A 22,542-nucleotide genomic window follows, 5' to 3' on the forward strand; every position below is an offset into this window, starting at 1 on the left:
ATGACCCTGCCCGGACTCGACCACCAGCTCGGTGATGACATCGACGCCCTGCGCGACGCCGTGCGCGCCTTTGTGCAGCGCGAGCTGGCCCCGCGCGCCGCCCAGATCGACCAGGACAACCTCTTCCCCGCCGACATGTGGCGCAAGTTGGGCGACCTCGGCGTGCACGGCCTGACGGTCTCGGAAGCCTACGGCGGCACCAACCTCGGCTACCTGGCCCACATGGTGGCCATGGAAGAGGTGAGCCGAGGCAGTGCGTCGGTCGGGCTGAGTTATGGCGCGCACTCCAACCTGTGCGTCAACCAGATCCACCGCAACGGCAGCGAGGCGCAGAAGCAAAAGTACCTGCCCAAGCTGATCAGCGGCGAGCACGTCGGTGCGCTGGCCATGAGCGAGCCCAACGCCGGCTCCGACGTGATCAGCATGCAGCTGCGGGCTGAGCTGAAGCCGGGCGTCGGGGGCGTGGCGGGCGACCGCTACGTGCTCAACGGCAGCAAGATGTGGATCACCAATGGCGGTGATGCCGATGTGCTTGTGGTGTACGCGAAAACCGACGTCCAGGCAGGCGCCAAAGGCATGACCGCTTTCCTCATCGAAAAGGGCATGAAGGGCTTCAGCAAAGGCCCGCACCTCGACAAGCTGGGCATGCGCGGCTCCAACACCTGCCCGCTGTTTTTCGAGGACTGCGAGGTGCCCGTGGAGAACGTGCTGGGTGGCGTGGGCCAAGGCGCCCGGGTGCTGATGAGCGGGCTGGACTACGAACGCGCCGTGCTCTCGGGCGGGCCGCTGGGCATCATGCAAGCGGTGATGGACAACGTCATCCCCTACGTGCACGAACGCAAGCAGTTCGGCCAGGCCATCGGCGAGTTCCAGCTGCTGCAAGGCAAGCTGGCCGACATGTACACCGTGCAGCAAGCGGCGCGCGCCCTGGCCTACACCGTGGCCAAGAACCTCGATGCGCTGGGCACGCAGCACGCCCGCCATGTGCGCAAGGACTGCGCCGCCCTCATCCTGTGGACGGCCGAGAAAGCCACCTGGATGGCCGGCGAGGGCATCCAGATCTTCGGCGGCAACGGCTACATCAACGACTACCCGCTGGGCCGCCTGTGGCGCGATGCCAAGCTCTACGAGATCGGTGCGGGCACCAGCGAGATCCGCCGCATGCTGATCGGACGGGAACTCTTCGCCGAAACGGCCTGAGGCGGGTGGCCCCGGCCGCCCCGCCCGAGACCCAGCCCGGAACCCCGCTCAGCCCTCGGAACGGCTGCGGCGGCGGCCCCTGACAAACAGCGTCAGGGCCAGGCCCACGGCGCCCAGCACCATCGAGGGTGGCTCGGGCACGGCCGTGACGCCCAGGGTCACATTGCCCACCAGGTTGGCACGGTTGCCCGGTTGATAGTCGAAGCCGGCGTCGGACGAAAACACCTCGACCCGGGTCAAGGCCACGGCGGAACTCACCCCGTAAAACAAGGGCGTGAACGCCTCGCTCACCGTGCCCAGCACGTGCGTGAAGCTGCTGCCATCGGCGAAGGACACCGCCACCACAGGCGACTCGTCCAGCGTCAGGTCGAAATCGTCGAAGGCAAAGCCATAGACCGGCTGCAGGAAGTCAAAGCGCAACGGCTTGAAGTTGTCGATGCCACCGCCGCTGGAGCCCCCGACGTTGCTGCCCTGGGCCTGGCCATAGGGATCGCCGCCCACGGTGCTGACGTCGGCCAGATCACCCTGCGCAGACGACAGGATGGACACGATGTTCGGCGCCGCGAAGGTGTAGAGGTACTGGGACGGCTGCGCGGCCGTGAAGCTGGCACGGTCGGTGTGCTCGGTGTAGGCCTGGGCCTGTGCGACAACGGCCATCAAGGCGGCAGCGGCACCCAAAGAGCGCCAAGAAAACTGGGTCAGCATGTGACACCTCCTGAGGATTGAATGCCACCAGCGTAGGCCGACCGCGCCATCTCGCCCATCCCTAGGATGTCAACGCACCACCTTTCGGATCACACCCACCCGAACGCCCTGGACCACCCTGGATGCACGTCAATGCCGCGACATGGCGCACAGACAGCCCTCGTGTCGCACACGGTGCCTCGCACACGCGGGACGCCCCCCTAGGATCCAACACAGATCAAATCTGACGGCCCCCAGAGGCCAGCCACACGGAAACACGGAGACACCATGAGCCAGCAAGCCCTGCACAACGCCAAGGCCATCGTTGCACGCGAAAAACTCGATTTCGGTCTGGACGGTGAACTGCCGCGCTGGTGGTACGAGAACAACCCGTACAAATCGCGCCTGGTGGACGCCCTGCAAGCCGCCTTCCCGGACGGCGAGCGCTATTTCATTTCGTGCGTGCGCGCCTTCCGCGCCCAAACCACCGACCCGACCCTGCTGGCCGAAATCAAGACCTTCATGCGCCAGGAAGGCCAGCACGGCATCGTGCACTCGCAGTACAACCAGCGCCTGCGCGAGCAAGGCATGGACATCGACGCCATCGTTGACTTCATCAACAACAACAACAATTTCCACACGAAGCATTTCTCGAAGGAATACAACCTGGCGCTGACCGCCGCCTTCGAACACTTCACCGCCATGCTGGCCGAGATCTTCTTCGTCAAGAAGGAGACCATGTCCAACGCCGACCCGAAGCTGCGCGCCATGATGGCCTGGCATGCCGTCGAAGAGATGGAGCACAAGGCCGTGGCCTTTGACGTGATGCAGCAGGTCGCCAAGGTCGGTTACTTCAAGCGCTGCGCGGCCATGGTGCACGTCACCCTGTTCCTGAGCTACCTGACCATCCGCTTCACCAACCGCCTGCTCAAGAACGATGGCTTTTCGTTCGGCAAGCGCATGTGGATGATGGCGAAGTGCCGTTGGTGGCTGTTCGGCTACAAGGGCATCATCTCCAGCCACCTGGGCACCCTGCTGGCGTACTTCAAGCCGGGCTTCCACCCCTGGCAGCAAGAAGCCATCCACAACTACGACGCCTGGGTGGACGCCTACGAGCGCACCGGCGACCCGATGGTGGCTGGCGCGGCGCTCTACCAGGCTGCGCACTGAGCTTCTGCACCGAAGCTGGGCACGCTGACCGCAACATGCCCGTCCAAAGCGCCCTGAGGGGCGCTTTTTTCATGGGTGCAAGTCGGCGTCGGCGATCCAGTTGCCGTGGAAACCCGCCGGGATGCGCAGGGGGATGTGCACCACGGCCTGCGGCGGGCCGGTGAAGTCGTCGGCGTTGAGGATGTGGCACTCCGCGCAGCCGCTCTGGCGGTTGTGCACGAAGCCGATCAACCAGCCGTCGTCCTCCGCGCCTTGGGGCCGACGGGGCACGAAGACGAACTCGCCCGGCACGGCGTGCGGGCCGAAGTCGTGCTGCAGCGTGCTGCGGGTCTGCAGGTCGTGGCGGAACAGGGGCAGACCGCCGCGCCGGCCATCGTCCCCCAAGCCTTGACCAATGCCCACGGCGTAAGCGTAGCGGTAAGGCTCGCCGCTCAGGCGCTCGTCCAGGCGCGGGAACTCCTGCGGGACGTCGTGCAGCACCTCGCGCACCACGCGACCGCCATCGGCCGGCAGCGTCCAGCGCTCGAAACGCGCGCCGGAATCCATCTCCGGTCCGCTGCGCGAACGGTCGAACATGCGGCGGTGCGCCACCACGTCCATCACCACGCCGCCGTCGGGCAAATCGAAGGCGTTGCAGGGGTGGAAAACGTAGCAGGGATCGACCTCGTGCCAGCGGATGTCGGCCGCGTCGCCGTCTTTGGGCAGCAGGCCCACGCGCGCTGCGTGGCGCTCGTTCCAGGCATAGGGGAAGGGCGCGCGCGTCAACAGGCGCTTGAAGGAGAAGGTCACCGGCAGGTCCAGCACCACCACGAAGCGGCGGGTGATGGCGCAGTCGTGGACCATCGGCCCGTGCTGCACGGGGATGTCCACCACGCGGCTGACCTCGCCCTGTGGCGACACGCGCACGTACTGCAAGCGCCGGTGCTTCATCGCGTCGTAGCAGATGGCGTGCAGCTCGCCGGTGTGGGGGTCGCGGTGCGGGTGGGCGGTGAAGGGCTGCTTGTGCGGGCTGTCGAAGGTGCCATGGCGCACGCTGTCGAGCCGGGCGTCGAGCTGCACCGGCAGCATGCCCGCCTCGACCGAGGCCCAGACCCGCCCAGCATGGGCATAGACGTTGGTGTTGACGACGTCGCCGGGGCCATGGCGCGGCCCGGGCAGCAGCGGGCGCCCCAGGGCCTTGTGCGCGCTGTTGCTGCCCACGTAGCGGCTGCGGTACCACTCGGCCCGCCCCGCGTGCAGGCGCAGGCCGTGCACCATGCCGTCGCCGGTGAACCAGTGGTAGCGGCTGGGCTGGGGCTGGATCGGGTTGGGGCCGATGCGGGCGTACAGGCCGCTCAGGGCTTCGGGCAAGACACCGTCCACGCGCAAGGCGGTGGTGTCCGACTCGCTGGGCACGGGCGCGAACACATCGTCCAGGAAGCTGGGCTGGGCGGCATCGACCGGGCGCGGGGCGGTCCAGGGCAAGGTCAGGGACATGGTGCGGTCTCCTCAGGCAGGCGGGTCAGGACGTCATGTTGACAGCGTGAACATGCGCATGACACCACGGAATGTGGACAATGTCAACATCATGGTTTCCAGCAATCCCGACCGCGCTTACCACCACGGTGACCTGCGCAACGCCCTCATCGAAGCCGGCCTGGCCGCCCTCGAAGCCCACGACGCATCGGAGCTGAGCCTGCGCGCGCTGGCACGGGAACTCGGGGTGTCGGCCAACGCCGTGTACCGGCACTTCGCCGACAAGGACGCCCTGCTCAGCGCCGTGGCGGCCGAGGGCTTCCGCCGCTTCGCCCAGGCGCAACGCGACGCGCAGGCCGCATCCCACAGCGACCCGGTCGCCACGGGCCTGGGCTATGTGCGCTTCGCGCAGACCCACCCCGCCCTGTTCCGGCTGATGTTCGGCCGCTTCACGCGGTCATGCGACAGCGCCGAGCTGCAGGAAGCCGCGCTGGCCGCCTTCGGGCAGTTGCTGGAAGATTCACGCCCGGCCGGGCACAGTGGCCCCATCGACGAGGCCACGATGCTGCGGGCACTGGCGCGCTGGAGCCTGGTGCATGGCTTGAGCCATTTGCTGCTGGAAGGCCAGCTCAGCTTTTTCGGGCAGACCGGCACGCAGGAGGCCCTGGCCAGCGCGGTGCTGCAAGCCTCGGGGCTGGGGCCTGCGGCTCAGGGGCGCGGCAAGCCGTCCACAAAAGCGAGCAGCTGACCCGGCTGCATGGCCACCCAGGGCTCGCCCACGGTGAGCGGCTGCGTGGCGATGACGGCCACGCGGTCACCGGGCTGAGCCAGCTCGGCGAAGTCCACCTCGACGTCCTGATCGTGCAGGCGCGCCACGCCGAAGGGGTGCTGGCGCACCAGGTGGTGCAAGTGGGTGCTGCAATGTGCCCACAAGGCATCGCCCTGGCTGAGCATGCAGTTGAAGGTGCCGTGGCGGGCCACCTGCGGCATCAGCTCGGACAGCGTGCGCGTGAGCTCGTCCACCGAGGGCATGGCGGCGTGGCTCTTGGCCAGCTCCTGCATCAACCAGCAAAAGGCGCGCTCGCTGTCGGTGTCGCCCACAGGTTTGAATGCGGCGTGCAGGCGCGGGTGGAAGTCCACCAGGTTGCCGTTGTGCGCGAACACCCAGTAATGGCCCCACAGCTCACGCACGAAGGGGTGGCAGTTCTCCAGCGCCACGCGGCCTTGCGTGGCCTTGCGGATGTGCGCGATCACCTGCTTGCTCTGGATGGGGTAGCGCTGGATGAGCTCGGCCACCGGCGAGTTTTCCGCCGAGAGGTGGTCCACGAAGTGACGCAAGCCCCGGCCCTCGAAGAAGGCGATGCCAAAGCCATCGGCGTGCTCGCAGGCGCGCTGGGCGAAGCCCGAGAAGCTGAAGACGATGTCGGTGGGGGTGTTGCAGTTCATGCCCAGCAACTGGCACATGGCGAACTCCGCGGTGAAATGGCTTGGGCCCGCAGTGTAGGCCCAGCGCCAGCGCCAGCGCCAGCCCAGGCTCAGGCTCAGGCCCGCGCGTCGAAGCGCAGGATGGCGTCGGCCATGCCGGAGAGCGGCCGCACGTCGTCAACGCCGCCCAGCTTGATGGCTTCCATGGGCATGCCGAACACCACGCAACTGGCCTCGTCTTGCGCCACGGTGCGGGCGCCGCCATCGTGCATGGCCTTCATGCCGCGCGCGCCGTCATCGCCCATGCCCGTGAGGATGATGCCCATCACGTCCTTGCCCGCCACCTCAGCGGCCGAGCGGAACAGCACGTCCACCGAGGGCTTGTGGCGGTTGACGGGCGGGCCGTCCAGCACCTTGACGAAGTACTGGCCCACCGATTTGGTCAGCTGCATGTGCTTGCCGCCCGGCGCGATCAGCACCGTGCCGCGTTGCAGGCGGTCGCCGCTGCGGGCCTCGCGCACTTCCATGGCGCACAGGTTGTTGAGGCGCTCCGCGTACATCCGCGTGAAGTTCTCGGGCATGTGCTGCACGATGGCGATGCCCGGGCAGTCCACCGGCAAGCGGGTGAGGACGGCCTCCAGCGCCTGGGTGCCGCCCGTCGATGCGCCCATGACCACGGGCTTGTTGACCGACAGCGCATGGACGCCGGCCACGGCCTGGGTGGGTGCCGGCCGGGGCTTGGCGGGCGCTGCGCTGGCCGCACTGGCCGCACCGCCTGCAGGCGGCTTCGCACCCGCACGCGGTCGGCTGGCCGCGGCGGCCTTGAGCGTTTGCACGACCTCCAGGCGGGACTCGTCCAGGAACTGTTTGAGGCCCATGCGCGGCTTGGCCATCACCGCCACCGCGCCCGAGGCCAGCGCCTCCAGGGCAACCTGGCTGCCCGAGGTGGACAGGGTCGAGCAGATCACGGTGGGGATGGGGTCCTCGTCCATGATCTGGCGCAGGAAGGTCAGGCCGTCCATGCCGGGCATCTCGATGTCGAGCAGCAAGACGTCTGGGCGGCGCTTGCGGATGGCCACGGCGGCCAGCATGGCGTTGGGCGCGCTGCCGATGAGTTCGATGTCGCGTTCGTCCTGCAGCAGGTGCTGGATGGCCTGGCGCACCACGGCCGAGTCATCGACCACATAGACTTTGACGGCCATCAGCCCTGCCCCTCGATGGGCAGCACACGCACCACCGGTGCGCCCTGCCCCACGCGCCAGTGAACCTTGCGGTAACACGCCCCGCCGCCCACCGACACCTCGTGGGTCAGCACACCCTGCGCTGCCAAAAACTGGCGGGCCCAGGCCACGTTGCGGGAGCCCACGGAAGGCGCGCCCTCCAGCCCCTGCAGCCGCATCGCGCCACCGCCACAGACGTAGGCCTCGCAGGCCAGCGGGTCCACACCGCGCGAGCGCAACTCGGCGAACATGCGCTGCATGGCCACTTCGGCAAAGGTCGCATCCTTGTCGTGCCCGGGCCGCGGGCTGGCGCAATGGACGTAGTGGCACATGGCGCCCACGGTGTGTCCCGCATCGACCATGCAAATGGCCACGCAGGAGCCCAACAAGGTCTGTACCGCTGTGCCTTCGTTGACGCAAACCACATCGCCCGGGTGGATGACCAGGGTCGGCAGGGCAGATGCCGCGGTGAAGGCGGCATCGGGCTGGGCACAGAGGCGGTCGCGTGACAAGGTGGCGGACTTCATGGACGTGATCGGTGGCCTCAAACCTTGCGGAAGGCCCCAGGGATGAGCGATTGGAGGCTGGCGCTGCAGGGCACGCGCCCTTCTGCCGAGCCGATGAAAAACAGGCCGCCCGGCTTGAGCTGGCCGAGCACGCGGTCCACCACTTCCGACTTGGTCGGGCCGTCGAAGTAGATCAGCACATTGCGCAGGAACACGATGTCGAACAGGCCCACGCCCTCCACCGAGTGGCACAGGTTCAGGTGGCCGAAAGACACGCGCGATTTGAGCTCCGGGCGCATCGCCACCAAGCCTTCGGCCTCGCCATGGCCCTGCAGGCAGAAACGTTTGAGGCGTGGCTCGGTGACGTGGCGCAAGCGCTCGGCCGGGTAGATGCCTTCTTTGGCCGAGTGCAGCACCCGGTCGCTGATGTCCGTGCCCAGCACCGACCACTCCGCACCGATGGTGCGCTTGGCCGCCAGCTCCGACAGCAGCATGGCGATGGTGTAAGCCTCGTCACCGAAAGACGAGGCCGCGCTCCACACGCGCACCCCTGACGGTCGGCGCGCTTGCAACTCGGAAACCATCACATCGAAGTGCTTGGGCTCGCGGAAGAAATAGGTTTCGTGGGTGGTCAGCAAGTCCACCATCATCTGGAACTCGCCGCCGTCGCTGTCGCTGCAGACGCGGGCCAGGTAGTCGTCGAAATCGCTCAAACCCAGGCGCTGGATGCGCGGGCCCAGGCGGGCACTGACCAGGGTGCGCTTGTGCGGCGCGAGGTCTAGGCCGATGCTCTCGTGCATCAGGCCGCGGATGCGCGTGAAAACCTGGTCAGACAGTGCCAGCTCGGCCATGGCGTGTCCTCAGGCGGCCAAGGCGTCTTGCGACACCTCGCACAACGCGGCCATCTCATCGACGTCCAGGGCCTTGTCAGGCGCCAGCACCACGATGAAGCGCCCCTCGGCGGCCTTGGCCATGCCGTGGATGAAGTCGCGCCGCACCGAGGTGCCAAAGCTGGGCGCCGGCTCGATCTGGCTGGCCGGGATGTCCACCACCTCGCTGACCGCATCGACCAGCAAGCCCAACTCCAGGCGCTCGCCATGGCGCACGGCGTCGAACACCACGATGCAGGTGCGCCGCCCCACCGACGCGGGCGGGTGGCCAAAACGTGCCTGCAGGTCGATCACAGGCACCACGGCCCCGCGCAGGTTGATGACCCCGCGCACGAAGGTGGGCATCAGCGGTACCGTCGTCATGGTGCCGTACTGGATGATTTCGCGCACCGTGCGGATGTCCATCGCAAAGACATCGCTGCCCAGCATGAAGGTCAGGTACTGCGAGGTGTCGGGGGTGTCCGAGGCCTCGCCGCGGAGGTGGGAGATGGCGGCCATGTTGCGCTCCTTCAGAAGGGACGGAAGCTGCTGCCCGCCACCTTGGCGATGCCCGAGGCACTGCCCCGCGCGGCCATGTTCGCCTGGCGACGAACCGCATCGGCCGCTTCTGCCCCGCTGGCACCGTCGATGTTGAAGAAGGCGATCGACTGTTGCAGCTGTTCGGCCTGACCGGACAACTCTTCCGAGGTGGCCGCCAGCTCTTCCGACGCCGATGCGTTTTGCTGCGTGGCCTTGTTGAGCTGCGTCATGGCCTCACCGATGTGGCCCACCGACTGGCTCTGCTCGGCCGAGGCCGCGGAGATTTCCTGCACCAGCTCCGAGGTGCGCTGGATGGAGGGCACGATCTCGTCGAGCAACTTGCCCGCGCGCTCGGCCGTGGAGACGCTGTTGGCCGCGAGCTCACCGATTTCCTGCGCGGCGGTCTGGCTGCGCTCGGCCAGCTTGCGGACCTCCGCGGCCACCACCGCGAAGCCCTTGCCGTGCTCGCCTGCACGCGCGGCCTCGATGGCGGCGTTCAGGGCCAGCAGGTTGGTCTGGTAGGCGATGTCATCGACGATGCTGATCTTGGCGGCGATCTGCTTCATCGCGGTCACGGTCTGGCTCACGGCAGAACCGCCATCGCCCGCCTCGCGTGAGGCCTTGGTGGCCATGCCGTCGGTGACCTTGGCGTTGTCGCTGTTTTGCGAGATGGACGCCGACATCAGGTCGATGGAGTCGGTGGTCTGCTCGACCGACGCGGCCTGCTCGGAAGCCGCCTGCGACAGCGACTGGGCCGTCGCACTGACCTGGCTGGCCGCGCCCGTGAGGGCTGCAGCGGCCGAGCGCACCTCGCCCAGCACGCGGGTGAGCTGGTCGCCCGTTTCGTTGCCCGCTTCCTTGACCTTGTGGAACAGGCCAGCGTAGTCGCGCTGGATGCGGTGGCTCAGGTCGCCGCTGGCAAAGGCCGTCAGCAGGTCGGCCACGTCGCTGAGGCCGCGCTCGCTGGTCTCCATGATCTGGTTGACGCCACTGCCCAGCGAAGCGAAGAAGCCCGCCTTGTCCTGCACCGACACGCGCTGGGAGAAGTCACCGTTGGCCGCTGCGGCCACCGCGTTGGCGATCTCCTCTTCGGTCGCCACCTCTTGCGTGCGGTCGCCCCACTCCACCACCGTGCCGGTGCGCACGCCCTGCGCATCGATGACCGGCGTGGCCACCAGCGCGAAGGTCCGGCCCGCCACCTTGATCTGGGCGCGGTGGGTGTCACGCAGGCCCGCCAGCATGTTGCGCTGGTGCGCCGGGTTCTTGTGGAAGATGTCGATGTTGGAGCCCAGCACCTTGCGCACATCGAACTGCGGCAGGGCCTTGCGCAGGTCGGCTTCGGCGTTGCTGAGCATCTGCTCCACCGCCTTGTTCATGAAGACGATGTTCTGGTCGGCATCGGCGATCATCACGTTGCTGGTCACCACCTCCAGCGCCGTGCGGATGCGCGCGTTGCGCTCGCTCTCCAGCACCACCGCTGACAAGCTGGCGCAGACGCTGTCCATCGCCTCGGTGATCACGGCCTTCTGGCCTGGCAGGCGCGCCATCTTCACGTCGAAGCGGCCCTCGCCATAGGCCTTGATCGTGTCCACCACCTGCATCTTCACGGCGATGTGGGCGGCCACCAGCTGGTTGATCTTGTCGCCAATGCCGGCACTGGCCGAAGGCAGCGCGGACACATCGATGGTCTTGCCGATCCAGCCCTGCTCGTGCTCTCGGCTCATCGCGTCCAGCCGGTCTTCCAGTTCTTCGAGGGCTCGGTGGGCGCTGGTCGCCTCTTGCTGCACCTCGGCATGCGCCGCGCGCTGCCTCACCACCCCCCAGCCGGCACAGGCCAGGCCCGCGGCCGCCAGGCCAATCGACAGGGCGGCAGGTCCGTGCTCCAGGAAGGGTGTGACGACCAGGGCGGCCATGCAAGCGGCTGCCGCCATCAGGGCCTTGTCGGGCAGGTTCGGTGTTTCAGCTGTGTAGGCCATGGGAGGCTCCTTCGTCCGGGGTGGCACGACTGTGCAAGGGAAGTTGAGGGCTGCTGACCGACCGGGTGGGTCGGCGCATCCGCTCGGCGGCAGCCAGATCGCCAAGCGCATGGACATCGAAAATGAGCGCCACATCGCCGTTGCCGAGGATGGACGAGCCGCTGATGCCGCGCAGGGAGCGGAACATGCGGCTGAGGGGTTTGATCACGGTCTGGTAGTGGCCCATCAGCACATCGACCAGCACGCCGTACTGGCGACCAGCCGATTGGATGACCACCACGCTGGGCCGCGCGGCCGGGGCGCAGTCGAGGCCATAGACCTCGCTGAGCGACATGACGGGCAGCACCTGCCCACGCAGCTCCATGCAGCAGCGGCCATCGGCCTGGATGGACTGGCCCAGGCCATCGCCCTGGATGACCTCGACCACCGACTCCAGCGGGAAGATGAAGCGCGAGTCGCCCACCCCGATCAGGAAGCCATCGATGATGGCCAGCGTCAGGGGCAGGCGGATGTCGATGTCCGTGCCTTCGCCGGGCTCGCTGGCGATCTGCACGCGGCCCCGCAAGGCCTCGATGTTCTGGCGCACCACGTCCATGCCCACACCGCGGCCCGACAGGTTGGTGATGTGCTCGGCGGTGGAAAAGCCCGGTTCGAAGATGAGCTTGAGGATGTCGGCATCGGGTGGCGTGACGCCGGGCTCGACCAGGCCGCGGTCCCAGGCTTTTTGCAGCACCCGCTGGCGCGAGATGCCGCGGCCATCGTCACGGATGCGGATGAGCACGTGGCCCGACTCATGGCAGGCGCTCAGCGTGAGCTGGCCTTGCGCCTGCTTGCCCGCAGCGGTGCGCTCCTCGGGCGTTTCCAGGCCGTGGTCCAGCGCGTTGCGCACCAGGTGCATGAGCGGGTCGGCGATGCGCTCGACCATGGATTTGTCCAGCTCGGTCTCGCCGCCCTGGATCTCCAGCACGACGTCCTTGTGCAAGTCGGCGGCCACATCGCGCACCACGCGGCGGAAGCGGCTGAAGGTCTCGCCGATCGGCACCATGCGCAATTGCAGCGTGCCGTTGCGGATCTCTTCGATCAGGCGCTCCATGTGGCCGTTGGCCTCGATGAGCGCACCCTGGCGTGTCTCTCGCGCCAGCATCGACGCGCCCGCGCTGGCCACGACCAGCTCGCCCAGCAGGTTGATGACGGCGTCGAGGCGATCGGCCTGCACGCGGATGAAACGGCCGTCTTCGGCGCCATCGCGGGTCTTGGGTTTGCGTGCGTCGGCCGGGGGCGCTGCCACGGTCGTTGACGCTGTCGCCGCGGCCGGCGTGGCGTCAACCGGCGCCGGGGCCACGGGGTCGCTTGCTGCGCCTGGCGCAGCGGCGGGCGGCGTGATGCTCAGCTCGCAGTCCTCGCGCACAAAGCTGAAGGCGTCTTCGATGCCGGCTTGCGCCGTGTCGGTCAGCAGGGTGAAGCCGAGGTCCAGGTGGCAGGACTCGGGCTCCAGCTGTTCCAGGGCCGGCACCGCGGACTCGTCGAGCACCACGTCGTCCAGCTCACCCAGGCCGCGCAGGTAGTTCAGGATGGCCAGGGGGTCCATGCCATTGCGGAAAGTGTCGCGCCCGAAGCGCACACCGATGTGCCAGGGCTGGACCTGTGAGGCTTCCTGTGCCGGGGCATCGCTCGCGCCGGTGCTGGGCATGGGCGCGTCGCCATCGGTCCATCGCTGCAGCTCGGCCACCAGCTGCTGTCGCAAGCCCTCGGACGACGACACGTCGCAGGCGAGGTCGCTGGCGGCGTCCACCAGCAAGCGGATCTGGTCATTGCACTTCAGCAGCAGCGTGCTCATGGCCGGTGTCAGGTGCTGGCGACCCTCGCGCAGCCCATCGAGCAGGGACTCGACGTGGTGCGTGAACGCCACCACCGCGTCCAGGCCGAACACGCCCGCCGAGCCCTTGACGGTGTGCGCGCAGCGGAACAGCGCGTTGAGCAACTCGGCGTCATCGGGCGCATCTTCCAGCTGCAGCAGCAGCTGCTCGACCTGCTCGATCTGCTCCTGGGCCTCGCTGATGAAGGCGGGCAGGGCCTCGGCGATGAAGCTCTGGTCGGTGTCGTCATGCGGATGGGCCATGGGTCGCTCCGGGTGCGGATGTCGTGGGGCTCAGGCGTCGAGCCACTGGCTCAAGCGCTGGCTCAGGCCCAGCCGGCGGCAGGCCTGCTGGAGGGCATCGCTGGCGGCCACCAGGTGCAGTTGCTGACCGCGGGCATGCAGGCTGTGAGACAGCGACAGCAGCAGCTGCACCCCGGCGGCATCGGCCTGGGCCACATCGCCGGCCTGCACCGGCCAGACGCGGGTGTCGCGGTCGGCATCGAGCCAGCGCAGCATGTGGGCGTGGGTGTCGGCCGCGCTGTAGATGCTCAACTCGGCCGGCAAGGCGCGGGGCATGGCGTCGGTGGTCGCAGGGGTCGCGGCATCGGTCATGGTCGGTCTCGTCAGGCCAGCACCAGCTTGGACACAGCGTCCAGCAGCACCGGCGGGTTGAAGGGCTTGACGATCCAGGCCTTGGCACCGGCGGCGCGTCCGCGCTCCTTGGTGGCGTCCTGGCCTTCCGTGGTCAGCATCACCACGGGCGTGAACTTGTAGCTGGGGTGGGCCTTGACCTTGGTGAGGAAGGTGATGCCATCCATGCGCGGCATGTTCACGTCGCTGACGATGAGGTGGATCTTGCGGCCATCGAGCCGGGTCAAGGCCTCTTCGCCATCGCCCGCTTCCAGCACGTCATAGCCCGCGCGCGTCAGCGCCAGCTTCACCACGGTGCGCAGCGAACTGGAGTCATCGACGATCAGGATGGTTTTGCTCACGGCATGCTCCTCGGGTGTGCCCGTGCCAGGTCAGAAAAAGGTGAGTTCGGACGCCTGGGGCGCCGCGGAGGTGGATGCGGTCTGTGCGCTGCCCGCGGTGGCACCGCGGCTGACGCCTTGGCCATGCGCCGCACGTTGCTCTTCGGTGGTGTAGCCGGCCTGCAGCAGTTGCTGCCAGCGCTCGCGGTCCAGGCGCTGGCCCTGCCGCAAGGCACCATCGACCTGCTGCACCGCCTGCTCGATGGAGCGGTTGACCTGCTCCATGATCTGCTGGACGCGGTCCTGGAACTGGAAGGCCATCATCATCTGCTCGACCTGCTGACGCACCGACTCGCCGTGGGCGCCGAGCGCGGTCGCGCGCTGGTGCAGTTGCTTGACCACGTCCTCCACGTCATGGATGACGTTCTGGATGGTGGCGCCCGATGCGTCGATGACCTGGCCATCGGCCTCGGCCTGGGTGCGCGCGCAGTCCAGGGCATCGCCCATCTGCGTGCGGAGCTCGTCGATCTGCTGGCCGATGCGCCGGCCGGTGCTCCCCGACTCGCCAGAGAGGCGGCGCACCTCGGCGGCCACCACCGCGAAGCCCCGACCGCTTTCGCCGGCGCGGGCAGCCTCGATGGCCGCATTGATGGACAGCAGGTTGGTCTGACGGGCCAGCTTGGCCACTTCCTCGGCCATGTCCTGCAAGCCACCGGAGCGCTGCGCCAGCCCTTGCACCGAGCCCAGGATCTGCTCGCGCGACTGCACGAAAGCGGAGAAGTTCTGCATCAAACCATTGAGATCGGCTTCACAGCGCGTGAGCACCTCGGTGCGAGAGGCTTCCTGCTCGTGCGCCTGAGGTCCGCTGGCCACGATCTGGTCCAGCTGGACCAGGATGTCGGAGAAACCGGCGAGCAACTCGTCGGTGGCTTCCCGCATCTGTGTTTGCGCCGTCTGCAGGTGTGTGAGCCACAGGGCCGCGGCTTGCGAGAGGCAGTCGGCCGCGTCCTGGCCCGCGCTGGCATCGGCCGCGCTCGCAAGCCCTGCGCCTTTTGCCGCGGGCACCCAGGCCAACACCGCGCCGCTGAGGCCCAAGAGCACCAGGCTGACGCCCATGGCCGCAGGCCAGTGTCCCAGCCAGGCGGACATCGCCCCCAGCCAGGCAACAGCTGCCACGCACCACACGGCCTTCTGGCGAGCGTGTGTCCATCGGTCTGACCGCATTCCATCCCCTTGTGAGGAGCATTCAAGTGCCAGGACGCGCTCCTCGGCGTCACACTGGTCCTGCGGTGAAAGGGGTCACTTTTGACAACCCCACTCTGACTGAAGCACCGTCACCGCGGCGGTACCTCTTCATCACCTCTTCACTATCGGCCACGATCGCGCCCCACCAAAACCAAAATATGTGGCACATGTCACGACAGTTCGAGGGACCGCCCAGGGTGCCCCATCGGGGTGCACCCGCATGGGTGTGCCCTGGGGGATGGCAGAAGGAAGGTGCCGCGCGATAATGGCGGCGCTAACAAACGGCACCCTTTTCAACCAACCATCTCTTGTCTGGAACGCTCCATGGCCTCTGTCAACAAAGTCACCCTCATCGGCAACCTGGGCCGCGACCCCGAAGTCCGCTACACGCCCAACGGCGCCGCCGTTTGCAACGTGTCCATTGCCACCACGCGCAACTGGAAGGACAAAAATTCGGGTGACAAGGTCGAAGAGACCGAATGGCACCGTGTGGTGTTCTACGACCGCCTGGCCGAAATCGCCGGCGAGTACCTGAAGAAGGGCCGCTCGGTCTATGTCGAAGGCCGCCTGAAGACCCGCAAGTGGCAGGACAAGGACGGCAAGGACAACTACACCACCGAAATCGTCGCCGAGCAGATGCAACTGCTGGGTGGCCGCGAAGGTGGCGGCATGGGCGGCGGCGGCGGTGGTGGCTACGGCCAGCAAGGCGGCGGTGACGACTTCAACCAGGAAGCCCCGGCACCGGCCAGCCGTCCGGCGGCACGCCCTGCGGCTGCGTCGCGCCCAGCGCCCGCCCCCGCGCCGAAGTCCGCCACGGGCTTCGACGACATGGACGACGACATCCCGTTCTAGGATTCACCTTTGCCTAAATGGTAAACGAAAGGCCCTAAGTGCTTGTCACTTGGGGCTTTTTTCTTATTGACGTGGCTCTTGGGGTTTAGGGTGGTCTCCGGGCTACAAGCTACTTTTCAAGACTTGTAAACACTCCTACATACGCAGCATTAACATGACAGCGCCCACAGGCCAAGGCTGCGGCGTCGGATGGAATCCCCTTAGCCCCGAGCAGAAGTTCACCGACATTTGCTATGTGCATCCGCATCCGTGCTGGTAGCCGCCCCTGAATCGTGAATCGCCATCTTCCGTCGACGCATCGGATGGCCGAGCCTCACCTGGGCCAGCAATACAGGTACGCCAGCCCTTGGGCTCGGCGGCAAACACCGGGCGTAATCCGCCGACGACAGAGCTGATTCCAGCGAAATGTGCCAAGCGGGTCACATTAGACTTACGCCAAGGGAATAGGAACAGAATATGAAAGACGTCCAATTGGACCGAATCTGCGGCTCGCTTTGGCAACGCTGGGATCCGCATATCCATGCTCCAGGGACTGCGATGAACGATCAGTTCTCGGGTAACGATCCGTGGGGCGAATTTTGTGATCGGGTCAACAAGCAAACCCCAACGCTCAAGGTGTTGGGCATCACCGATTACTTCCTGATCGACACCTACGAAACAGCTCTTGCCGTGAAGGCCGCTGGTCGACTACCAGGCGTTGATTTGCTGTTTCCAAACATCGAGATTCGGCTGTCGATTGGTACGTCCAGCAACTCCGCTGTCAATGCCCATCTCTTGTTCTCGCCGGATGCATCCGACCATCTGAACCGTATTCGACGCTTGATGGCCGGGTTCAAGTTCCGCTACCAGCGCGATGAGTTCCGTTGCGAGAGGTCGGAACTGATCCGCCTTGGGCGTGCGCATGATCCGTTCATCGTCGACGACGGCGCAGCGCTGACGGCAGGGGTCAATCAGTTCAAGATCGATTTCGAAGACTTACGCCAGACTTGGGAGACGAACGACTGGCTCCGCAGCAATTGTCTAGTCGCAGTCGCAGTCGGAGAACGCGATGGCACCTCAGGGTTGCGTGACGAATCATCGTCATTTGCCGCGACGCGCACGAACATCGAGGGTTTCGCCCACATCATCTTCAGCGGCAACCCAAAACAAGCGGCCTTCTACCAAGGGAAAGGTGCCGTTTCACTGGCCGAGCTGAATTCCAAATGGGGCGGGGTCAAACCCTGCCTTCACGGCTCGGATGCTCATGAGCACTCAAAAATCGGCAAGCCGGCACTGAACAGGTATTGCTGGCTCAAAGGCGCTTCGAGCTTTGAGACCCTGCGCCAAGCCTGCCTGAATCCAGAAGGCCGCGCCTTCATCGGTGAGGAACCACCACGCGGCGCACTGCCTAGCAATGTTATCCGCTCGGTCACCGTGAGCCAAGCGCCGTGGATGTCGCCCTCGTCTATCGAACTGAACCCAGGTCTAATTGCAATCATCGGAGCGCGTGGATCAGGAAAGACGGCACTCGCTGACTTCATCGCTATGGGAGGCTGCGCGGTCTATGCACACCTTAGCGAAAGGTCCTTTCTGCGCCGCGCCGCCGACCATTTGAAGGAATCCGAAGCGCAGTTGCTTTGGGAGTCGGGTGACATGACCTCGAACTCTTTCTCTGGGGTGGAAGCGGAGGATCTTGTTGACGCGCCGCAGGTGCAATACCTTTCACAGCAGTTCGTGGACCAGTTGTGCTCAGCCGAGGGCCTGGAAGACCCCCTGCTCCGGGAAATCGAGCGCGTCGTTTTCGACGCGCACCCGGAAGCGGATCGGTTAGACGCGACCTCTTTCGAAGAACTGCTGGCAATCCGTCTGGAAGGCGCGAGGACGAGCCGCAGCCGACACGTCGATGCAATCTCTCGTGCATCGCAGACCTTGGCCACAGAGCAGGCCAAGAAGGATAGTCTTACCTCGCTGATGAAGGAACGCGCCGACAAGTTGAAGGCTATCCAAAAGGATGAGGCCGACATGAAGGCGCTGATGCCCAAAGGGGATGCAGCCCGTGTCAAGCGCCATGATGTCGTGTCGGCGGCCGTTGACACCAGACGCGCGCAAGTGCTCAAGACAAAGGTGCGGCTGGAGGCCTTGCAACATCTGACAGCTGACGTCAAAAATCTAAGGGAGCAGGTACTGCCGAGCATCCTTGAGAGCTTGCAGTTGGAGCGAGAGGATGCTGAGTTGCTACCCGGGGACTGGGAGAGATTCCGGTTGGTTTTCACCGGCGACGTGGACGCGCTCCTTTCTCAGCGCATGCAAGAAACCCGCCGGACGCTGCGTACTCTGGAGGGGGACGCTGCGTCGCCCACTTTGGAGACCCAAGACGAACCGAACGTACCTCTGATTGCCGAAGGCGACGATTTTTCCAAACATCCGCTGACCTTGCTCGAGCTAGAACTCGGCCGCCTGCGCAAATTGGTAGGCTTGGATATCCAGAATGCACGGCGCTTCAAACTGATCAGTGATCGGGTGGCCACGACGAAGATCGCGCTTGCCAAGATCGATGCCGAGATCGCCAAAGCCAATAGCGCGGACGATAGGATCAGCGCCTTGCGACAGCAGCGTCGTCACGGGTACGTCGGTGTGTTCCAGGCCGTCGTGGACGAAGAGGCCGCGCTGGCAGCGCTTTACCAACCGCTGAAAGCCCAGATTTCGCAGGCGCAAGGTTCACTGTCTAAGTTGGCATTCACTGTTCGACGACATGTCGACATGGCCGCTTGGTGCGCGGCCGGCGAAGCATTGCTAGATTTGCGCGCGGCAGGGCCCTTCAAGGGCAAGGGAAGCCTGCGCGCGGTGGCCGAGATTTCACTGCTTGAAGCGTGGAAGTCCGGCGACGCTGCGGTCGCCGGTGACGCGCTGCTGCAGTTCGTGGCAACTTATGGCAAGGATCTTCGTGTCCATCGCCCCGAGCACGCCGAGCCTAAGGAGTGGACTCGCTCTGTATCGGCATGGCTGTTCGGCACAGAGCACATCTCGGTTGGCTACGGCCTTGAGTTCGACGGTGTGCCGATTGAGCGCCTGTCTCCGGGCACGCGCGGGATTGTGCTGCTATTGGTTTACTTGGCGATGGACGCCCAGGACGATCGGCCGCTCATCGTGGACCAGCCCGAAGAAAACCTTGACCCCCAGTCGATCTACGACGAACTTGTCGTGGAGTTCCAGCGGGCCAAGCTTCGTCGTCAGGTCATCATCGTCACGCACAACGCCAATCTCGTCGTCAATACCGATGCGGACCAAGTGATCGTGGCACGTTGCGGTAGCCATGAGCCCGGTCGCCTGCCTTGCATGACCTACCAGTCTGGAGGTCTTGAAGAGCCGGCGATCCGCGAAGCGGTATGCGCCATTCTGGAAGGTGGCAAGCTGGCCTTCCAAGAACGCGCCAAGCGGCTGCGAGTTACGGTCTGAGCGTGATCGACGTGACTACCTCTTCAGTGGCCGCATCGGGTCAGAGACGTGTTGCCGGGCATATCGGAAGTGAAGTTCTGTCCTGTGCTAATCGACTGCACTTCGGCCTGGGCTTACAGCGATAAGAATGACCGCAACCACTGCACAGACGCCACACAAAGCTCGGAGTCTGCGATATGCGACCTGCAACACTGCGTTGTCTAAAGTGAATGGCGGAGTCCACCAAGAGCGGGCATACGACGCTCGGTCTACAGCAAACAACAAGCGACTTTGAGGGGATGAGATGGAGCAGACGGTGGATTTTGATAGTCCAAGCAGCGGGCGCGTGGGAGCCTACCGGCAGAATGCGTTCTACATAAGGATGTCAAGTTTCTACGACCTCGATCCAGCCATTGACCAGCCGCCTTCTGTGGCAGTCGCGTTCCATGCTCACGAGTACGTGCATTTCCTTCATAACGCGTCCACTACTGCTGGTCTGGCATATCTATCTACAAATCTCATCTTGCTGCGAATTCTGGCGGGCGGCACCGATGAAGAAGGTTACTTTGGTGGCCTCAATAAGTTGCGTGAAATGGACCAGATGTCCTTCCAGGATGTGTCAGCGGTCATGCTGGCGCAGTTGGGAACAAGCGTCCCAACCCCACCGCTGCCTCATGGCGCATTCGAATGGAGATGTGGCGCGCCCGCAGTGACTGTTAGCGACGGCATTCCGACGGTCACAGCCCAATTCTGGCAAGACCAAATTGGTTCAATTGCCGAGACAAAGAGCGCTAGCATTTCGGTAGGGTTGAGTTTCATCACGGAGGGTGTTGCCTATGAAGTCGAGCGCGAAATGCGCTGGCTGTCAGGCACGCCAGAAGTTGAATTGGATAACCAAGTCAACTTCTTTCCCTATCTTGCATTCCGCGTGCTAGTTCGCTCTTGGAGCGGCCGCGACCTAAATGCACGCGAGTTCATACTCATCGGTGTCGCTGCACTGGCCTCAAGTTTCGCGGGGGATGGGCTCATGGCGATATGCAACGCGCTAAAGAGCTCTGACCGTCCGGTAAGTCAGGTACTCGACGCGGTGAGAGCCAACTTTCACCACGAAGCCGCAACCGTCATGGCCATCCTGCGAGAACAGCAAGAGAACCTCGTTCCCGGAGACGTGACATGGAATGCGATGCGCGAGTACATCGCGCTAGCCGAGGCTGGGGTGGCGATGCGCGAGAGGCTATGGGCGCCTGAGCTCGTGTTCCTTGAGGGAAGCCCCACGCCTGAAGATTTTAGGGGTCGCGTAGGCGCCATGCTTGATTGCCTGGTCCTGCAAGAGAAGCCCGCCAAAGAGTTAGCGCTTTACTGGATTGGCCCTGGAAAAGCAGCTGTTAGCGACATAGCCATCCAACATCTTGGATCGCTCCAGTCCGCATTGCATTTCAGCCAGTTGCACCTGAGATCAGATGGTGGAGCGTATGCAACTGAAGACCTGAGCCATAGCGCGATTGCGTGCCCTTTCTCAGGAGGCTGCCAGAGCGAGAAAGATGATGGCGAGCCTCGGGAGTGCAAGACTGCCCCATGGAAGCGATTTACCCCTTCGCAGCCCAATCAATCACTGTGTTGGTACGCAGCAGGCGTGAAGACCCTGAAGAAGAAACCCAATAGCCTGAGTACGTAATTTGTAATCGCTAACATTCTCTGCCGAACGGACATTTACAACACAGGTGCCATTCCCTGCCCCCTTTGCTGCAACCAGCCCAAGCGATTGCCTTGTCACGGTTGCAAAAGCAGAAAGGCAAAGACCCAGCAGAGCTGGGCCTTTGCAAATCCCTCTAGGGGAAGAAATACCAAGTGCCTCTGAGGGCTGACAGTGCGAATATTACAGCAAACAAAGGGGACGTATCAATCGCACCCTTCTGATCATCTGGAAAGTCTGGCTCAAGTCAGCTTGTTCGCCCAGCGCTCTCACCTCACGCCCGAGGACTTCGTCGCCCGCTCCCGATGACTCGCAGCTCGGCCTTGGTCTGCCCCCTGTCCACCCTTGGCAACGGTCGACCAAGCTCCGCTTGACCGATGCCCCTGATCTGCGCGTTGTACAGCCAGACCACGAACTGCTCCATCAGTCGCTGATTCTCTCCCTTCAGCCGTTCCACCTCCGCATCTCGCCTGGCAAGACGCTCCATCAGCAGACGCATCTCCGAAGAGATGTGCTTCTCGCCTTTTCTTCGAGATCCCCGAGCCAGGCGCTCTTTGCAAAGCCCGAATGCATCTCGGATCCGCTGATGGGCATGCAAGGCCTGACGGGTGTAGCAAAAGTACAGCCGCCGCTCCACACTTTCTATCAGCCCCCTCCAGGTCAGAGTGCCACTCCATCCGTCAAGCAGCCCAACGATTAGCTCGACATCCTCAGGGGACAAGTTCCTGCTGCGCTGCTTTGTCATGCCCGCCTCCGCCGACCAGCCTTCACGGGATGCACTGCGGGAGAAAGCGCAATGAGCTTCTGCCTGTCGTGAATCGCTTGTGTCAGACGCGATGGCATAACAGGCGTGTTGATGCTGATCACTGCACCTGCTGGAACCAAGGGATCATCCATGATCCTCTTCAGTTCTTCGGCTCTCGCTAACGTCCGCGTCTGCGCCTCGACCCAACGATGTGCCCCTGCGAACTGCAAACCTTGGTCTGCTTCCGCCTTGGCCAGGAGTTGCTTAGTCTCTCGAATCAGATCATTGAGCCGCCCCTCCTTCTCAGGATCACCCTTCACACACAAGTGCTCATCGCAGTTCAAGCAATCTTGATGGGCCTGACAAGGCAGCATCGAGTAGTCGTGAATGCAATAGCCAAAGTCTGTCGTGTGGGCCGTCGGAACCTTGAGCCTTGCAAACTCACTACGCTCCAGGAGCTTTACGCCATTCAAACGCGCAAGAGGTCCTTTTGCCCGGCTGGGCTCACCCACTGCGGCTCTGACCATCGCCAACACATCACGACCGGAAACATGGTCGTAGACATTGTTCTCTGACACCTTGGATCTCCCCGACCAGACAGCGATGTCCAGCTGACTGAGACGACCTAGGGAAGGTCTGCAAAACCTTCGCATGCAGCCCTGAATGTGAGACAGTATCAGCATGAAGCAGATGAGCCTGAGCACCACTGGATTTGAACG

General features: G+C 64.6%; 19 protein-coding genes and 1 pseudogene. 6 read left to right on the forward strand and 14 right to left on the reverse strand.

The genetic code is table 11. The annotated features are described in order from the left end of the window. Complete coding sequence (locus EV672_RS15650) at positions 1 to 1,200, forward strand: isovaleryl-CoA dehydrogenase (protein WP_133610889.1); 1,200 nt, start codon at positions 1 to 3, stop codon at positions 1,198 to 1,200. A gap of 48 nt (positions 1,201 to 1,248) precedes the next feature. On the opposite strand, the gene EV672_RS15655 is transcribed toward EV672_RS15650, so the two are convergent. Then, entirely contained in the window at positions 1,249 to 1,905 is a 657-nt protein-coding gene (locus EV672_RS15655; protein ID WP_133610891.1) for a hypothetical protein, read from the reverse strand. A gap of 267 nt (positions 1,906 to 2,172) precedes the next feature. Between EV672_RS15655 and EV672_RS15660 the strand changes: the two genes are divergently transcribed. Next, the gene (locus tag EV672_RS15660) at positions 2,173 to 3,054 is read left to right on the forward strand and encodes a metal-dependent hydrolase (RefSeq protein ID WP_133610893.1); all 882 of its coding nucleotides are present in this window, start codon (positions 2,173 to 2,175) and stop codon (positions 3,052 to 3,054) included. 69 nt (positions 3,055 to 3,123) lie between these two features. On the opposite strand, the gene EV672_RS15665 is transcribed toward EV672_RS15660, so the two are convergent. Then, complete coding sequence (locus EV672_RS15665) at positions 3,124 to 4,530, reverse strand: carotenoid oxygenase family protein (RefSeq protein WP_133610894.1); 1,407 nt, start codon at positions 4,528 to 4,530, stop codon at positions 3,124 to 3,126. A gap of 91 nt (positions 4,531 to 4,621) precedes the next feature. Between EV672_RS15665 and EV672_RS15670 the strand changes: the two genes are divergently transcribed. Next, entirely contained in the window at positions 4,622 to 5,257 is a 636-nt protein-coding gene (locus EV672_RS15670) for a TetR/AcrR family transcriptional regulator (protein WP_133610896.1), read from the forward strand. Here EV672_RS15670 and EV672_RS15675 read toward each other — a convergent pair. From EV672_RS15675 to EV672_RS15720, 10 genes are all read right to left on the reverse strand, one after another. Beyond that, complete coding sequence (locus tag EV672_RS15675; RefSeq protein WP_133610898.1) at positions 5,218 to 5,973, reverse strand: class II glutamine amidotransferase; 756 nt, start codon at positions 5,971 to 5,973, stop codon at positions 5,218 to 5,220. The genes EV672_RS15670 and EV672_RS15675 overlap by 40 nt on opposite strands. 77 nt (positions 5,974 to 6,050) lie before the next feature. After that, positions 6,051 to 7,136, reverse strand: a complete 1,086-nt coding sequence (locus EV672_RS15680) for a protein-glutamate methylesterase/protein-glutamine glutaminase (protein WP_133610900.1) — start codon at positions 7,134 to 7,136, stop codon at positions 6,051 to 6,053. Beyond that, positions 7,136 to 7,681 (reverse strand): chemotaxis protein CheD, encoded by a 546-nt coding sequence (locus EV672_RS15685; RefSeq protein WP_133610902.1) that lies wholly within the window; start codon positions 7,679 to 7,681, stop codon positions 7,136 to 7,138. Before EV672_RS15685 ends, EV672_RS15680 begins: the two co-directional genes overlap by 1 nt. Positions 7,682 to 7,698: 17 nt before the next feature. Beyond that, positions 7,699 to 8,511, reverse strand: coding sequence for a CheR family methyltransferase (locus EV672_RS15690; protein ID WP_133610904.1), 813 nt, complete (start codon positions 8,509 to 8,511; stop codon positions 7,699 to 7,701). Between the two features lie 9 nt (positions 8,512 to 8,520). Beyond that, positions 8,521 to 9,048, reverse strand: a complete 528-nt coding sequence (locus tag EV672_RS15695) for a chemotaxis protein CheW (protein WP_133610906.1) — start codon at positions 9,046 to 9,048, stop codon at positions 8,521 to 8,523. 11 nt (positions 9,049 to 9,059) lie between these two features. Next, positions 9,060 to 11,045: a methyl-accepting chemotaxis protein gene (locus tag EV672_RS15700; protein ID WP_243738724.1), complete on the reverse strand. Its 1,986-nt coding sequence runs from the start codon at positions 11,043 to 11,045 to the stop codon at positions 9,060 to 9,062. Beyond that, a complete protein-coding gene (locus EV672_RS15705; RefSeq protein WP_133610910.1) occupies positions 11,029 to 13,164 on the reverse strand; it encodes a chemotaxis protein CheA in 2,136 nt (711 codons plus the stop codon). The genes EV672_RS15700 and EV672_RS15705 overlap by 17 nt, the downstream gene beginning before the upstream one ends. 30 nt (positions 13,165 to 13,194) lie before the next feature. Next, complete coding sequence (locus tag EV672_RS15710) at positions 13,195 to 13,515, reverse strand: STAS domain-containing protein (RefSeq protein WP_133610911.1); 321 nt, start codon at positions 13,513 to 13,515, stop codon at positions 13,195 to 13,197. A gap of 11 nt (positions 13,516 to 13,526) precedes the next feature. Continuing rightward, on the reverse strand, positions 13,527 to 13,895 hold the full coding sequence (locus EV672_RS15715) for a response regulator (protein ID WP_133610913.1): 369 nt from the start codon (positions 13,893 to 13,895) through the stop codon (positions 13,527 to 13,529). A 30-nt stretch (positions 13,896 to 13,925) separates the two neighbouring features. Further along, on the reverse strand, positions 13,926 to 15,050 hold the full coding sequence (locus EV672_RS15720; protein WP_166643609.1) for a methyl-accepting chemotaxis protein: 1,125 nt from the start codon (positions 15,048 to 15,050) through the stop codon (positions 13,926 to 13,928). Between the two features lie 393 nt (positions 15,051 to 15,443). On the opposite strand from EV672_RS15720, the gene ssb reads away from it, so the two are divergent. The 3 genes from ssb (at position 15,444) to EV672_RS15735 (ending at position 21,060) form a co-directional block, all read left to right on the forward strand. Then, entirely contained in the window at positions 15,444 to 15,971 is a 528-nt protein-coding gene (gene ssb, locus EV672_RS15725) for a single-stranded DNA-binding protein (RefSeq protein WP_133610917.1), read from the forward strand. 456 nt (positions 15,972 to 16,427) lie between these two features. After that, complete coding sequence (locus EV672_RS15730; RefSeq protein WP_133610919.1) at positions 16,428 to 19,406, forward strand: TrlF family AAA-like ATPase; 2,979 nt, start codon at positions 16,428 to 16,430, stop codon at positions 19,404 to 19,406. A 283-nt stretch (positions 19,407 to 19,689) separates the two neighbouring features. Continuing rightward, entirely contained in the window at positions 19,690 to 21,060 is a 1,371-nt protein-coding gene (locus EV672_RS15735; RefSeq protein WP_133610921.1) for a hypothetical protein, read from the forward strand. Between the two features lie 292 nt (positions 21,061 to 21,352). Here the strand turns inward: EV672_RS15735 and EV672_RS15740 are convergent, their stop codons facing one another. Both EV672_RS15740 and EV672_RS15745 read right to left on the reverse strand, forming a co-directional pair. Continuing rightward, positions 21,353 to 21,823, reverse strand: a complete 471-nt coding sequence (locus tag EV672_RS15740; protein ID WP_133610923.1) for a hypothetical protein — start codon at positions 21,821 to 21,823, stop codon at positions 21,353 to 21,355. Beyond that, a pseudogene (locus tag EV672_RS15745) lies at positions 21,820 to 22,542 on the reverse strand (hypothetical protein); the annotation flags it as partial. The pseudogene EV672_RS15745 and the gene EV672_RS15740, both read right to left, overlap by 4 nt.

The organism is Aquabacterium commune (assembly GCF_004362855.1).
GTDB classification, from domain to species: Bacteria; Pseudomonadota; Gammaproteobacteria; order Burkholderiales; family Burkholderiaceae_C; genus Aquabacterium; species Aquabacterium commune.